At 71.0% G+C, this 14,200-nt stretch carries 13 protein-coding genes; 9 read left to right on the forward strand and 4 right to left on the reverse strand.

Translation table 11 applies throughout. The annotated features are described in order from the left end of the window. Positions 1-214: 214 nt before the first annotated feature. Positions 215-1,807: a GGDEF domain-containing protein gene (locus tag M8C13_RS37390; protein ID WP_252485533.1), complete on the forward strand. Its 1,593-nt coding sequence runs from the start codon at positions 215-217 to the stop codon at positions 1,805-1,807. Between the two features lie 21 nt (positions 1,808-1,828). On the opposite strand, the gene M8C13_RS37395 is transcribed toward M8C13_RS37390, so the two are convergent. Next, positions 1,829-2,368 carry a hypothetical protein gene (locus M8C13_RS37395; protein ID WP_252485534.1) on the reverse strand — a complete coding sequence of 180 codons (540 nt, stop codon included), beginning with the start codon at positions 2,366-2,368 and terminating at the stop codon, positions 1,829-1,831. Positions 2,369-2,505: 137 nt separating this feature from the next. On the opposite strand from M8C13_RS37395, the gene M8C13_RS37400 reads away from it, so the two are divergent. Genes M8C13_RS37400 through M8C13_RS37430 form a run of 7 tightly spaced genes read left to right on the forward strand, consistent with a single transcriptional unit; the run spans position 2,506 to position 9,597 of the window. After that, a complete protein-coding gene (locus tag M8C13_RS37400; RefSeq protein WP_252485535.1) occupies positions 2,506-4,011 on the forward strand; it encodes an ABC transporter substrate-binding protein in 1,506 nt (501 codons plus the stop codon). 8 nt (positions 4,012-4,019) lie between these two features. Further along, positions 4,020-4,967, forward strand: a complete 948-nt coding sequence (locus M8C13_RS37405; RefSeq protein ID WP_252485536.1) for an ABC transporter permease — start codon at positions 4,020-4,022, stop codon at positions 4,965-4,967. Further along, positions 4,964-5,791 carry an ABC transporter permease gene (locus tag M8C13_RS37410; RefSeq protein ID WP_252485537.1) on the forward strand — a complete coding sequence of 276 codons (828 nt, stop codon included), beginning with the start codon at positions 4,964-4,966 and terminating at the stop codon, positions 5,789-5,791. The genes M8C13_RS37405 and M8C13_RS37410 overlap by 4 nt, the downstream gene beginning before the upstream one ends. Further along, positions 5,788-6,612: an ABC transporter ATP-binding protein gene (locus M8C13_RS37415; protein WP_252485538.1), complete on the forward strand. Its 825-nt coding sequence runs from the start codon at positions 5,788-5,790 to the stop codon at positions 6,610-6,612. The genes M8C13_RS37410 and M8C13_RS37415 overlap by 4 nt, the downstream gene beginning before the upstream one ends. After that, positions 6,605-7,408 (forward strand): ATP-binding cassette domain-containing protein, encoded by an 804-nt coding sequence (locus M8C13_RS37420; protein WP_374213286.1) that lies wholly within the window; start codon positions 6,605-6,607, stop codon positions 7,406-7,408. The genes M8C13_RS37415 and M8C13_RS37420 overlap by 8 nt, the downstream gene beginning before the upstream one ends. A gap of 12 nt (positions 7,409-7,420) precedes the next feature. After that, the gene (locus tag M8C13_RS37425) at positions 7,421-8,194 is read left to right on the forward strand and encodes an SDR family NAD(P)-dependent oxidoreductase (protein ID WP_252485539.1); all 774 of its coding nucleotides are present in this window, start codon (positions 7,421-7,423) and stop codon (positions 8,192-8,194) included. A 14-nt stretch (positions 8,195-8,208) separates the two neighbouring features. Next, positions 8,209-9,597, forward strand: a complete 1,389-nt coding sequence (locus tag M8C13_RS37430) for an amidase (protein WP_252485540.1) — start codon at positions 8,209-8,211, stop codon at positions 9,595-9,597. Here M8C13_RS37430 and M8C13_RS37435 read toward each other — a convergent pair. After that, positions 9,594-10,928, reverse strand: coding sequence for a salicylate synthase (locus tag M8C13_RS37435; protein WP_252485541.1), 1,335 nt, complete (start codon positions 10,926-10,928; stop codon positions 9,594-9,596). The two genes, M8C13_RS37430 and M8C13_RS37435, sit on opposite strands and share 4 nt — an antisense overlap. Before the next feature lie 198 nt (positions 10,929-11,126). On the opposite strand from M8C13_RS37435, the gene M8C13_RS37440 reads away from it, so the two are divergent. Beyond that, on the forward strand, positions 11,127-12,470 hold the full coding sequence (locus tag M8C13_RS37440) for a lysine N(6)-hydroxylase/L-ornithine N(5)-oxygenase family protein (protein ID WP_252485542.1): 1,344 nt from the start codon (positions 11,127-11,129) through the stop codon (positions 12,468-12,470). 76 nt (positions 12,471-12,546) lie between these two features. Here M8C13_RS37440 and M8C13_RS37445 read toward each other — a convergent pair whose 3' ends face one another. After that, positions 12,547-13,281, reverse strand: a complete 735-nt coding sequence (locus tag M8C13_RS37445) for an ABC transporter permease (protein ID WP_252485543.1) — start codon at positions 13,279-13,281, stop codon at positions 12,547-12,549. 5 nt (positions 13,282-13,286) lie between these two features. After that, positions 13,287-14,180 carry an ABC transporter ATP-binding protein gene (locus tag M8C13_RS37450; RefSeq protein WP_252485544.1) on the reverse strand — a complete coding sequence of 298 codons (894 nt, stop codon included), beginning with the start codon at positions 14,178-14,180 and terminating at the stop codon, positions 13,287-13,289. Positions 14,181-14,200: the final 20 nt, after the last annotated feature.

Here is a 14,200-nt window from a genome sequence, read left to right on the forward strand (position 1 = left end):
ATGAGGCTTCCGGCCCCGTGGGTTCGCCCCGGGGCCGGAAGCTTTTTCACATTTGTCCATTTATGCATTGAATTTATTGACCGAAATTCGCAGAGTGCATGTTGCACATTGCCGGTCAAGGGTGTTGTTCACCCGATCAGGTCGACAGTTCTTGCGGGTATTACTACAGTGGTCCGGTCCCTGCATATCCGCGCTTTAGTCGACGGCTGGAGCAATGGCCGCACGAACGTTCCGTGTGCTGACCACGACGGCCCTGGCCGGGCTGGCGCTACTGGTGATCGTCACCAGCTCGGGGATGCTCTCCTGGTGGGCGTCGATGATCACGGACAAGGCCTTCCAGCTGGTGGCGGCGCTGTTCGCGGTGTTCGGGTACGCCTGGACCGCACGCGGCCGCACCGGTGTCGGACGCAGGTGGCGGTGGTGGATGGCCGCGGCCAGTGTCGGCCTGGCCTTCGGACTGGGGGCGCTGACCGTCGGCTCGGTGTTCGGGATGAGCCGGACCATCGCCATTCTCGCCTCGGTCGCCTTTGTCGTGGCGCCATTGCTGTCCATGGCCGGCGTGGTCGAGTTCGCCAGGGGTGAGCATTCCGAGGTGGCCGCGCCGGTGATGAAGCGGCGTTACGGCGGCGCGATGCTGCTGGTGGACGCGCTGATCATCCTCGGCTCGCTGTCCTTCCTGGTCTGGGTGGCCTCGGCCATCCCGAGCGGAGCGCCGCGGTCCTGGTTCAACGGCGGGGCCGGGATGATCACGCTGCTGATCCACCCGGCCGCCTACGTGGTGCTGCTCGGCGTGGTGGCCACCCTGTCCCGAGTGCGCCTGCCGGCCCGGCAGCTGCCGGTGGTGTTCCTGAGCATCTCCTTCGCCTGCCAGTCCGCCTCCGGATGGCTGTTCGCCTACCTGATCTCCAAGGGCACCGGGCACGTGCCGCCGATCGCCGACATCGGCTTCATGGCAGGCACCCTGGTCTTCGCGCTGGCGCCGTGGGCGCCGGTGGAGCAGAAGCCGGGTGAGCGGGAGTCGGTCCGGTTGCAGGCCGGGGACTACCTGCACCTGGTGGTGCCGTACGTGCCGCTGGTGATCACCGGTGTGTTCATCGCGATCGGCACCGCGCTGGGCATCCAGCTCGGCATCTGGCAGGTCTACCTCGGGCTGTTCTGCGTCGGGCTGATCATGATCCGCCAGCTGCTGACCTCCGCGGACAACATGCGGCTGCTCAAGCGCCTGCAGGACAGCCAGCGACAGCTGGAGTACCAGGCCTACCACGACTCGCTCACCGGGCTGGCCAACCGGGTCGTCTTCCGGGACCGGCTGGCCAAGGCGATCCACAGCCGGATCGAGGAGCACCGGCCGCTGATGCTGCTGTTCATCGACGTGGACGACTTCAAGGCCGTGAATGACAGGTTCGGACATGCCGCGGGTGACGCGGTGCTGCGCGCGGTCGGCGAACGGCTCCGCGGCTGCGTGGTCGCCAGCGACACGGTGGCCCGGCTCGGCGGCGACGAGTTCGGTGTGCTGCTCGACGGCACCGAGTACCCGCCGGAGGAGGTCGGCGAGCGGGTGCTGGCCGCGTTGCAGGTGCCGTACGCGATCGCCGGGCAGCAGCACGTGGCCAGGGCGAGCATCGGCGTGGTGTGCCTGACCGTGTTCGAGCACGACCTGACCGCGGACAAGCTGCTCGGCCTGGCCGACGCGGCGATGTACACGGCCAAGCGGCGCGGCAAGGCCAGGCTCGTCGTGCACGGCACCGGGGTTGAGGTCACCGCCGAGGGGCAGGACCAGGCGCGCCGGCTGGGGATCAGCGGCTGAGTCGCCCGCGCTGGTCGCGGTTCAGCAGCCGCCGAGGTTCACCCGGAACGGGTCCAGCGAACCCACCGGCGCGGACTCGCCGAACTGGAGCAGCTCCACCATCCGGTGCGACCGGAACGGCTCGCTGACCGGCGGGAACGTCCGGGCGCGGCCGAGCAGCTGCAACGGCGTGGCCGTGCGCAGGCGCAGTGGCCTGCCCGAGCCGGGGGAGCGTTCGATGTCCACCGCGCAGTGCAGGAACAGCGCGCTCACGCCGGGGAGCTCGGCACTGCCGTTGTCGACCAGGCTGGTGGGCGCGGAGTCCGGTTCGGTGCGGGTGATGGTCACCTTGCCCAGCTGCGGGTGGTCGGCCAGCAGGTGGAAACCCAGCACGCGCAGCCGGGTGCGGCCGTCGACGGCGGGTTCGGCGCGCAGGCGCAGGCCGCCGGAGAGGAACAGGTGCAGGCAGCGGTGGCCTAGTTGCAGGCCGACCCGGGGTGCGAAGGCCAGCAGCGGCACCTCGGTGCCTGGCTTCGGCGATACGGACCGCCGGGCGAGCTGTACTGGTGCGTTGCCCTCCACGATCAACCTCCCTACCCCAGTACTGACAACGCCTTCTCTGCGCAAGCTAACCCGGGATGACACACACCACCGGATCCACTGCGGATTTGCACCCGTTGGGGGCGGCCAACGGTCGGTGAAAGCCGTAGTGTGCCGACATGCGACGATCATCGAGCCGACTGCGCGGTGTCGCGTCGCTTCTCGTCCTCAGCCTCGTTTTCGCCGGTTGCACGGCAGGCAACCTGGCCACCGCGCCGGCCGATCCGAACACCGTCAGCATCGGATTCACCGCTGAGCCGCAGAACTTCGACTTCACCCGCACTGACGGCTCCGCGATCTCGCAGGTGCTGCTCGGCAACGTCTACGAGGGGCTGGTGAAGCGGGACGACGGCGGCCGGATCGTGCCCGGACTGGCCGAGAAGTGGGAGATCAGTCCGGAGGGGACGGTCTACGACTTCTGGCTGCGGCCCAACGTGCGCTTCGCCAACGGGGCGCCGTTCACCGCCGAGGACGTGAAGTTCAGCCTGGAGCGGGTGCGCACCGACTGGGCGGTCTCGCTGAAGTCCACAATGGACGTTCTCAAGCAGGTCGACGTGGTCTCGCCGCTGCACGCCAGGGTGGTGCTGCAGCGGCCGAGCAACGGCTGGCTGTTCGCGATGACCGGGCGGGTCGGCGCCATGTTCAGCCCGACCGGGGTCAACGAGCTGGGCACCCGGCCGGTGGGCACCGGGCCGTACGAGGTGCTCTCCCGGACCAGGGGCGACTCCATCGTGCTGCGGGCCAGGGACGGCTACTGGGGAAAGCGGCCCGCTTACACCACCGTGCAGCTGAAGTACTACCGCGATCCGACCGCGCTGAACAACGCGCTGCTGAGCAACGGCATCGACGTGATCTCCACCGTCGCCGCGCCGGACTCGATCCCGCAGTTCACCCAGGACCGCCGGTTCCGGGTGATCGAGGGCACCACCAACGGCGAGGTCGTGCTCTCCTTCAACAACCGCAGGGCTCCGCTCAACGACGTCCGGGTGCGGCGCGCGCTGACCCACGCCATCGACCGGGCCGCGTTGCTGCGCCTGGCCTGGGGCGGCAAGGGCACGCTGATCGGCAGCATGGTGCCGCCGACCGACCCCTGGTACGAGGACCTCACCGGCGTCACCCCCTACGACCCGGACCGGGCGCGGGCGCTGCTGAGCGAGGCCGGGGTGAGCGGGCTGGACCTGCGGCTGCGCATCCCGAACCTGCCGTACGCGGTCTCCGCCGCCCAGGTGGTGAAGTCCTACCTGGACAAGGTCGGGGTGACGGTGCGGATCGAGCCGGTGGACTTTCCCTCGGTGTGGCTGAAGCAGGTGTTCACCGAGCACGACTTCGACCTGTCCATCGTGCAGCACGTCGAGGCCAGGGACATCGCCAGCTTCGGTAACCCGAAGTACTACTGGGGCTACGACAACCCGGCGGTGGGCCAGCTGCTGACCGTGGCCGACAAAGGCGACGCCGCGGCCCAGGACCGGGCGATGCGGCAGGTCGCGCGGACCATCGCCGAGGACGCCGCGGCCTGCTGGCTGTTCCTGTTCCCGATGCTGATCGTGGCCAGGACCAAGGTCACCGGCCTGCCGCTCAACGAGGTCGGTGAGTCCTTCGACCTGGCCCGGCTGGGCAGGCAGTGACCGCGGGCATGCTGCCGCGGCTGTTCCGGCGCACCACGATCCTGCTGATCAGCATGGTTGTCGCCTCGGTGGTGGTGTTCGGCTTCCTCGCGGTGCTGCCCGGTGATCCGGCGCAGGTCGCGCTCGGGCTCAACGCCTCGCCGGAGCTGGTGGCGCAGACCAGGCGGGAGTTCGGCACCGATCGGCCGCTGGTCACCCAGTACCTGGACTGGCTCGGCGGGTTCGTCACCGGTGAGTTCGGCCGTTCCTACGTGACCAGGGAGCCGATCGGGCCACAGCTGGTAGACCGGCTGGGGGTGACGTTGTGGCTGGTCGGGGCCGGGATGCTGGTGGCGCTGCTGATCGCGGTGCCTGCCGGGGTGTACGCGGCGGTGGCGCGGCGGCGGGCCGGTGGGGTGGCGGTGTCCTGGCTGAGCCAGCTCGGGCTGGCGGTGCCCGGGTTCGTCGCGGGCATCCTGCTGGTGCAGCTGTTCGCGGTGCGCTGGCAGCTGCTGCCCGCCGGGGGCTGGACGCCGCCGGTGCGCGATCCGGCCGAGTTCCTGCGCGGACTGGTGCTGCCGGCGCTGTCGTTGGGCCTGATCCAGGGCGCGGTGCTCACCAGGTACGTGCGCTCCGCGGTGCTGGACGTGTCCACTGAGGACTACCTGCGCACCGCGCGGGCCAAGGGGCACACCAGGTTCAGCGCGCTGCTGCGGCACGGGCTGCGCAACGCGGCGGCGCCGGTGCTGACCGTGCTCGGCCTCCAGCTGACCACGCTGCTGATCGGCGCGGTGGTGGTGGAGCGGGTGTTCGTGCTGCCGGGACTGGGCAGTCTGCTGTTGGACGGGGTGGCGGCACGGGACCTGCTGGTGGTGCAGAACGTGGTGATGGTGCTGGTGTGCGCGGTGCTGCTGGTCAACTTCGCGGTGGACGTGCTGTACACGGTGCTCAACCCCCGGCTGCGGCAGGCCACGTGAGCGCCCGCGCCGAACGGTCGGCCAGCCTGTGGGCCGGCACCGTCCTCATTGGACTGGTGCTGGCCGCCGCGCTGCTGTCGCTGGTGTGGACCCCGCACGATCCGCTGCTGGTGGACGCGACGCTGCGGCTGCTCGGGCCGGGCGCGGAGCACTGGCTGGGCACCGACCGGTTCGGCCGGGACGTGGTCAGCCAGTTGATGGTGGGCGCGCAGACCACGCTGCTGATCGGCCTGGTCTCGGTCGGCGCGGCGGCACTGGCAGGCACTCCGCTGGGGGTGCTGGCCGCGCTCGGGCCGCGCTGGCTGGACGAGCTGGTGATGCGGGCCAACGACCTGCTGCTGGCCTTCCCGACCCTGTTGCTGGCCATCATGTTCGGCGCGGTCTTCGGCGCGGACACCGGCACCGCGATGATCGCCATCGGCATCGCCTCGGTGCCCGGCTTCGCCCGGATCGCCAGGGCAGGCACCGCGCAGGTGCGCGGCACCGAGTTCGTGCTGGCCGCGCGGGCGGCCGGGCGGGGGCGGGCCGGGATCGCGGTGCGGCACGTGCTGCCCAACATCGGCGGGCTGGTCATCGTGCAGGGCTCGGTGTCCTTCGCGATCGCGGTGCTGGCCGAGGCCGCGCTGTCCTTCCTGGGTTTTGGCACCCGGCCGCCGACGCCGAGCTGGGGCCGGATGTTGCAGGAGTCGCAGGAGCTGCTCTCGGTGGAGCCGCGGCTGGCGCTGGCGCCGGGGATCGCGATCGCGGTGGCGGTGCTCGGGTTCAACCTGCTCGGCGACGGGCTGCGGGACCGGTTCGACCCCAGGCTGGTGAGCCGCCGATGAGCGTGCTGAGCGTCCAGGGACTGACGGTGTCCACTGTGGACCGGACGCTGGTGCGCGAGGTGTCCTTCACCCTGGCGCGGGGCGAGCGGCTCGGGCTGATCGGGGAGTCCGGTTCCGGCAAGAGCCTGACCGCCGCCGCGGTGCTCGGGCTGCTGCCGGAAGGGGTGTCGGCGAGCGGGTCGGTTCGGCTGTCCGGTGTGGACGGTGACCTGCTGCGGCTGCGGGAGCGGGAGCTGGCCAGGGTGCGCGGGCGGCGGCTGGCCATGGTGTTCCAGGAGCCGATGACCGCGCTCAACCCGGCCATGCGGGTCGGCAGGCAGGTCGCGGAGGCGATGACCCTGCACCGCACCAGGACCAGGCGGGCCGCGCGGGCGGCCGCGGTGGAGCTGCTGGACCAGGTGCGGCTGCCCGATCCGGCGGTCACCGCGCGGGCCTATCCGCACGAGCTCTCCGGCGGGCAGCGGCAGCGGGTGCTGCTGGCGATGGCCCTGGCCAACGATCCGGACGTGCTGATCTGCGACGAGCCGACCACCGCGCTGGACGTCACCGTGCAGGCCAAGCTGCTCGCGCTGATCCGCACGGCCACCGAGGAACGCGGCACCGCGCTGCTGTTCATCACGCACGACCTGGCCGTGGTCGCGGACATGTGCGAGCGGGTGCTGGTCATGCACGGCGGCCGGGTGGTCGACTCCGGCACGCTGCCCGGCCTGTTCACCGCTCCCGCGCACCCCTACACGGCGGGACTGCTGGCCGCCTCCGACCTGGAGTCGCTGGACGAGCACGGCCGGCTGCGCACGATTCAGTGGACGGCCGATGAGTGAACCGCTGATCCAGGTCCGCGACCTGCGCCGCACCTACCGGCGCGGGCGGACCTCGCTGCTGCGGCCGGGCGCGGAGATCCCCGCCCTGCACGGCATGTCCTTCGACATCGCGGCGGGCCAGCGCTTCGGCGTGGTCGGCGAGTCCGGCTCCGGCAAGTCGACCCTGGTGCGGCTGCTGGCCGCGCTGGACCGGCCCACCGGGGGCTCGATCCGGTTCCAGGGCAAGGAGATCACCGGCCTGCCCGAGCGGCGGCTGGGTTTCCTGCGGCGCGAGCTGCAACTGGTGTTCCAGGACCCGATGGGCTCGCTCAACCCGCGCCTGCGGGTCGGCGAGATCATCAGCGAACCCCTTGTGGTGCAGGGGATTCCCGGCCGCGCGGCGCGAGTGGCCGAGCTGCTGGCCGCGGTCGGGCTGCCCGCGGATGCCGCGCGCGGGTATCCGCACCAGTTCTCCGGCGGGCAGCGGCAGCGGATCTCCATCGCGCGGGCGCTCGCGCCCAGGCCCAGTGTGCTCATCGCGGATGAGCCGGTCAGCGCGCTGGACGTGTCGGTGCGGGCGCAGATCCTCAACCTGCTGGACGATCTGGTGCGCCGGTTCGCGCTGACCCTGGTGTTCGTCTCGCACGACCTCGGCGTGGTCCGGCACGTGTGCGACACGGTGGCCGTGCTGCGCCGGGGCGAGCTGGTGGAGCTGGGACCGGTCGAGCAGGTCTACGGCGCACCGCGACAGGAGTACACCCGAGGGCTGATCGCGGCCGCGCCGAACCTGGCGCGCTCGCTGGCCCGCTTCGAGTGAGGAGTGTCCACAGTGGACTATTCGAGCCTGTTCCGGCTGGACGGCAAGACCGCGGTGGTGCTCGGTGCGGGCAGCGGCATCGGCCGCGAGTCCGCGCGGGCGCTGGCCGGGCACGGCGCCGAGGTGGTGTGCGCCGACTTCAACCTGGTCACCGCGCGGGAGACCGCCGAGCTGATCGGCCCCTCGGCCACCGCCCGGCAGCTCGACGTGCTGGACTCGGCCGCGCTGGCCAGTGCGGCGGAGAGCATCGGCGAGATCGACATCGTGGTGCTCACCGCGGCCACCAACGTGCGCAAGCGGTTGCTGGACTACAGCCGCGCGGAGTTCGACCGGGTGATCGCGCTCAACCTCACCGCGACCTTCGAGGTGGTGCGGGCCTTCGGCGCGGCCATGGTGAGCCGCGGCCGGGGCAGCATCATCGCCTTCTCCTCCATTCGCGCGGTGACCGTCGAGCCCGGCCAGGGCGCCTATGCCGCGACGAAGGCGGGCATGGTGCAGCTGCTGCGCACCGCGGCCGCGGAGTTCGGGCCGTCCGGGGTGCGGGTCAACGCGATCGCGCCGGGTGTGGTGGAGACGCCGCTGACCCAGCAGATCAAGAACAGCCCGGAGTGGTACCAGGCCTACGCGGACAAGAACGCCCTCGGCCGGTGGGCGACGCCGCAGGAGCTCGCGGGCGCGGTGGTGTACCTGGCCTCGGAGGCGGCCAGCTACGTCACCGGCTCGGTGCTCAGCGTCGACGGCGGCTGGACCGCCGTGGACGGCCGCTTCGACCCGCCAGCCAGCTGAGAGGAACACCGGGGATGACAACCGAACTGCCCGACCTGACCGCGGTGGAACTGCTGGCCGGCTACGCCTCCGGCGCGGTGTCGCCGGTGGAGGTGACCGAGGCGGTGCTGGCCAGGATCGGCGCCTGGGAGCCGAGCCTCCAGGCCCTCTACGCCCCCGACCCGGCCGGTGCGCTGGCCCAGGCGCGCGAGGCCGAACAGCGCTGGCGGCGCGGTGAGCCGCAGGGCGCGCTGGACGGGGTTCCGGTCACCATCAAGGAGAACATCGCCACCAAGGGCGTGCCGGTGCCGCTGGGCACCGCGGCCACCGAGCTGGTGCCCGCGGCCGAGGACGCGCCAGCCGCGGCCCGGCTGCGCGAGGCCGGGGCGGTGTTGCTGGCCAAGACCACCATGCCGGACTTCGGCATGCTCACCTCCGGCCTGTCCAGCTTCCACCCGCTGACCCGCAACCCGTGGCGGCTGGACCGCAACCCCGGCGGCTCCAGCTCCGGCGCGGCGGCGGCCGCGGCCGCGGGCTACGGGCCGTTGCACGTGGGCACCGACATCGGCGGCTCGATCCGGTTGCCCGCCGGGCTGTGCGGACTCATGGGGCACAAGCCGAGTTTTGGCCGGGTGCCGGTGGATCCGCCGTTCCCCGGCCGCACCGCCGGTCCGCTGACCCGTACGGTGGCCGATGCGGCGTTGCTGATGTCGGTGCTGGCCCAGCCCGACGACCGCGACTTCACCAGCCTGCCGCCGGCCCAGATTCCTTGGCAGGAGTTGGACATCGAGGTCAAGGGCCTGCGGATCGGGTTGCTGGAGGAGGCTGGGGCCGGGCTGCCGGTGGAGCCGGCGGTGCTGGCCGCGGTGCGCGCGGCGGCGGCCGCGTTCGAGGCGGCGGGCGCGATCGTCACGCCGGTGCGGCCGTTCCTCACCGAGGAGATGCTGGCCGGGCTGAACCGCTTCTGGCGCACCAGGTTCGCCGCCGACCTGGCCGGGGTGCCGAAGGAGCGGATCGAGCGGATCCTGCCCTACATCAGGGACTGGATCTTCGGTGAGTCCGAAGTGGACGGTGTGTCGGTGTACCGCGGCTTCGCCCAGATGGACGTGATGAGCGCGGCGGCCACCAGGGCCTTCCGCGAGCTGGACTTCGTGCTCAGCCCGGTGTGCCCGGTGGTCTCCTTCGGCGCGGACCAGGCGTCACCGGTGCACGATCCGGCGAAACCCTTCGAGCACATCGGGTTCACCGTGCCGTTCAACATGTCCGGCCAGCCCTCGGCCTCGGTCAACGCCGGCTACAGCGCGGACGGGCTGCCGATCGGCGTGCAGATCACCGGCAGGCGCTTCGACGACCTCGGCGTGCTGCGGGTGGCCCGCGCCTTCGAGCAGCTCCGGCCGGAGCAGCGGCCCTGGCCGACGCTTTAGTTGCCGCGCACCAGGTGCGGGGCGACGCTGCGCAGCTTCTCGCAGGTCTCCTCCAGCTCGCGGTCCGGGTCCGACTGCTCGATGATGCCGGCCCCGGCCCGCAGCCAGGTCTGGCCCGCGCGCTGGAAGACCGTGCGCAGCACCAGCGCCGCGTCCAGGGTGCCGTCGCTGTCGGCGTAGAACACCGCGCCGCTGTAGAGCCCGCGCGGTTGCGCCTCGTGCCGGGCGATGGTCTCGTAGGCCGCGCGCTTGGGCACGCCGGAGGAGGTGACCGCGGGGAACAGCGCGGCGAAGGCTCCCCAGGGGCCCTCGCCCGCGGGCAGCTCGCCGGTCACCGTGGAGGCCAGGTGCTGGGCGCTGCCCCGCTTCTTCACGGACATGAACCCGTGCACCTCGACGCTGCCGGGGCGGCACAGCTCGGCCAGCTCGTCGTGCGCGACCTTCACCGAGATGGCGTGCTCGTAGATCTCCTTGCTGTCCTGTAACAGGTCCGCCTCCAGCCGCCGGTCCTCCTCGGCCGACCCGGTCAGCGCCCTGGTGCCGGCCAGCGGCTGGGTGGTGACCCTGCCGTTGGCGTCCACCTCCAGGACCGTCTCCGGGCTGAACCCGGCCGCGCGGATGTCGCCGAGGTCGAGCAGGAAGGAGCGGGCCGGGGTGTTGCCGCGGCGGCCGACCAGGTAGGTGCCCGCCAGGTCGACCGGCTGTGCCACCGGCACCACTCTGGAGAGGATCACCTTCTGCAGGCGGCCCTGGCGGATCTCCTCGATCGCGCCGGCCACCGCGGCCCGGTACTGGGTGGCGCCGGCTTCGCCGAGCTCCACCGGGACCGGCTGGTAGGCGGGTTCGGTCATCGGCTGGGCGAGCAGGTCGGCGACCTTGCGCAGCAGGGCGGGATCGGTGCCGCGGACGGTCGCCGCGCCCGCGCTGAGCCGCGCCTCGACGGCCGGGATGACCAGGTGGAGCAACGGTTCCTCGCCCACCTGGTCCAGCAGGCCCGCGTGCGCGTAGGCGAACTCGAACCCGGCCCAGCCGTAGGCCCGCCAGCCGGCCAGCGGCACCTCGGCGAGCAGTTCGCCGATGTCCTCCAGCGGGGTGCGCCGCCACGGCTGGCTGCGCCGCAGGCCGCCGGCGACCAGGCTGATCTGGCTGCGGGTGACGGTGATCCGGGCGACCGCGCCGAGGGCGACCGCGAACTCGCCGTCCCGCTCGTAGAGCACGTGCGTCTCGGTCAGTCCCGCCTCGGTCAGCCGGGTGGCGGCCAGCAGCGGATCGGCCACGAGATCGACCGTGAGCTGCTCGTTGTCCTGTCTGGCTGGCGCTTCGAGCGGCACCGGCTGCCTCCACCACTCAAGATCGGACGGTTCTGGTAGGCAACGCTAACTTAGGTTAGGCTAAACACCTAGTTCGACAAGGGCGACTGTGGTCTGCGCGGCATCTGGGCGGTGCGAGCTTGACAGGGGCGCGACTGATTGTTTCGGTAAGCCTAACCTAAGTTTCCAGTGCCGTGGCTCGGCAGTGAAGGGGCAAGTGTGTCGACTGCGACCGAGGAACGAGACATTCCGGTCCTGGACTTCGTGGGCATTGGTTTCGGCCCGTCCAACCTCGCGCTGGCCGTGGCGATGGAGGAGCGCAACCAGCAACAGCCCGGCCAGCGGCAGCTGCGCGGCGCGTTCTTCGAGAAGCAGGCCCGCTTCGGCTGGCACCGCGGGATGCTGATCGAGGGCACCACGATGCAGGTCTCCTTCCTCAAGGACCTGGTCACCATGCGCAACCCCACCAGCCCGCACAGCTTCCTGTGCTACCTGCAGGACAAGGGCAGGCTGGCCGACTTCATCAACCACAAGATGCTCTTCCCCACCAGGGTCGAGTTCCACGACTACCTGGAGTGGGTGGCCGGCCGGTTCGAGCACCTGGTCTCCTACGACAGCGAGGTGGTCTCGCTGCGCCCGGTGCACGCCGCCGACGGCGCGATCGAGCACTTCGACGTGGTGGTGCGGCAGGGCGGCAGACTGGTCGAGCACCGGGCCCGCAACATCGTGCTGGCCGCCGGTCTCCAGCCCAACCTGCCGCCGGAGGTCGTTGTCTCCGAACGGGTCTGGCACAACCAGCAGTTGCTGCACCGGCTTGAGGAGCTGCCCGAGGCCGCGGCCAAGCGGTTCATCGTGGTGGGCGCCGGGCAGAGCGCCGCGGAGACCACCGAGTACCTGCACCGGCGCTACGCCGACGCCCAGGTGCACGCGGTGTTCGCCCGCTACGGCTACGCCCCCGCCGACGACAGCGCCTTCGTCAACGGCATCTTCGACCCCGAGGCGGTGGACTACTTCTTCTCCGCCAGCGACGAGGTCAAGCGGATGCTGCTGAACTACCACCGCGGCACCAACTACTCCGCGGTGGACATCGACCTCATCGACCAGCTCTACGCCAGGGTCTACCAGGAGAAGGTCCGGGGTGTGCACCGCATGCACATCCACAAGATCTCCCGGATGGCCGAGGTGCACGCCACGCCGAACGGGGTGCGCGCGGTGCTGCGCTTCCTGCCCACCGGCGAGCTCAGCGTGATCGAGGCCGACGTGCTGGTCTACGCCACCGGCTACCGCCCGGTCGACCCGCTGTCGCTGCTCGGTGAGCTGGGCGAGCACTGCCTCCGGGACGAGCGCGGCGAGCTGCGCGTGGACCGGGACTACCGGGTGTCCACACAGGACGGTGTGCGGGCCGGGATCTACCTGCAGGGCGCCACCGAGAGCAGCCACGGCATAACCTCCACGCTGCTGTCCAACACGGCGGTCCGGGTGGGCGAGATCCTGGACTCGATCCTGCTGGCCACCGAACGCCCCACCGCGTCCCTGGTGACGGACCAGGCCGTACCCGCCTGAGCAGAGGTCTGAAGCAACGGGCAACGCCCGTGCGCCTGAGTTGTCCCAGGCGCACGGGCGTTGCCGCGTCTACTTCCTAGCGCGGTTCCCACTTGTAGAACTTCGCGGTGATGATCCCCAGCACCACCGCGGACAGCGCGATCCCGGCGGGCAGGATCAGGGGCAGCTCGGTCAGCTGGATGCCGGCGGTGCCGCCGCCCCAGCCCTTGGCCAGCATGTCGGTGGGGCCGTTGAGCGGCATCAACATGCCCAGGGTGCGGGTCAGGTCGGAGTCGGAGAAGGTGGCGATCATGCCACCCAGCGCGGCCACCAGCACCGGCATCGCGGTGATCTGGGTGACCTCCACGCTGCTGCTCAGGCTCGCGGTGGCCGCACCCGCCAGCACCGCGACCGCGGTGCCCAGCAGGATGCCGCCCAGGGCCAGCAGCGGGTTCTCCGGCAACGGGGCGCCGATGGCCAGGCAGAAGCCCAGGTACACCGCCATCTGCGCCAGGGTGATCACGATCAGCGGGGTGATCATCCCGGCGACCAGTGCGGAGTCGGTGATCTCGGCGGTGCGCATCCGCTTGAGCACCAGGGACTGGCGGCGGGCGGTGAACACCGTGGTGCTCACCAGGAAGGTGGACACCAGCAGCACGATCATGAAGGCGTGCGCGAAGATCGAACCCCAGCCCGCCGCGTTCTCCGGACGGTCGTTGGAGTAGGCCACCGCGCACATCGCCACCGGCACCCCCAGCACCGATGCCGCGTTGATCTTCTTGCGCAGCACCAACTTCAGCTCGGTCAGGCCGAGCAGCACAGCGGCACGCATGCCGGTCATCCCTTCTCGGAGGCGGCCAGGAACACCTCGTGCAGCGAGGCGGGGCTGGCGTTGAGGTTTTCCAGTGTCAGCCGGTGCTGTTTGGCCCAGACCAGCAGCGTGGTGAGGTCTTCTTGCAGGGCAAGGGTTTCCACCCGCAGCCGGGAGAGGTCCACGACGGCCGTTCCGTGCAGCTGGGGCAGGGCGGGGGCGGCGGGCGGCAGGTCGGCGACGATGCTGGCCGGGCGGCCGGAGAGCACCTCGTGCAGCGTGCCGGAGATCTGCGCGATCCCGCCGTGCATGATGGTCACCTGGTCGGCCAGCGCCTCGGCCTCCTCCAGGTAGTGCGTGGTCAGCAGGATGGTGCTGCCGCGCTCCTTCAGCTCGCCGACCCGGCTCCACAGCCGCTGCCGCGACTCCGGGTCCAGGCCGGTGGTCGGCTCGTCCAGCACCACCAGCTCGGGCGCGCCCCAGGTGGAGATGGCGAAGTCCAGCCGTCGCCGCTCACCGCCGGAGAGCTTGACCACCTGGACCTCCGCCCGATGGCTCAGGTCCACTCTGGACAGTGCGGTGGTCACCTCGTCGGTGCGGCTGGACAGCTTCTGCCACAGCCGCAGCGTCTCGGCCACGGTCAGCTCCTCGACCAGGCCCGCGTTCTGCAGCATGATGCCGACCCTGGGCTGCACCTGGTAGCGGTCGGCGTGCGGGTCGAGGCCGAGCACCCGGACCCGGCCCCGCGCCGGCCGGCGGAAGCCCTCGATGACCTCCAGCGTGGTGGTCTTGCCCGCTCCGTTCGTCCCGAGCAGGGCGAAGGTCTCCCCTCTGCGCACGGTGAAGCTGATCCCGCGCACCGCGGCGAACTCGCCGTAGCGGTAGTGGAGGTCCTCGACCTCGATCACGTTGCCGTTCATGGGGACAAAGTTAGGAAGCC

The organism is Crossiella sp. SN42 (assembly GCF_023897065.1).
GTDB lineage: Bacteria > Actinomycetota > Actinomycetes > Mycobacteriales > Pseudonocardiaceae > Crossiella.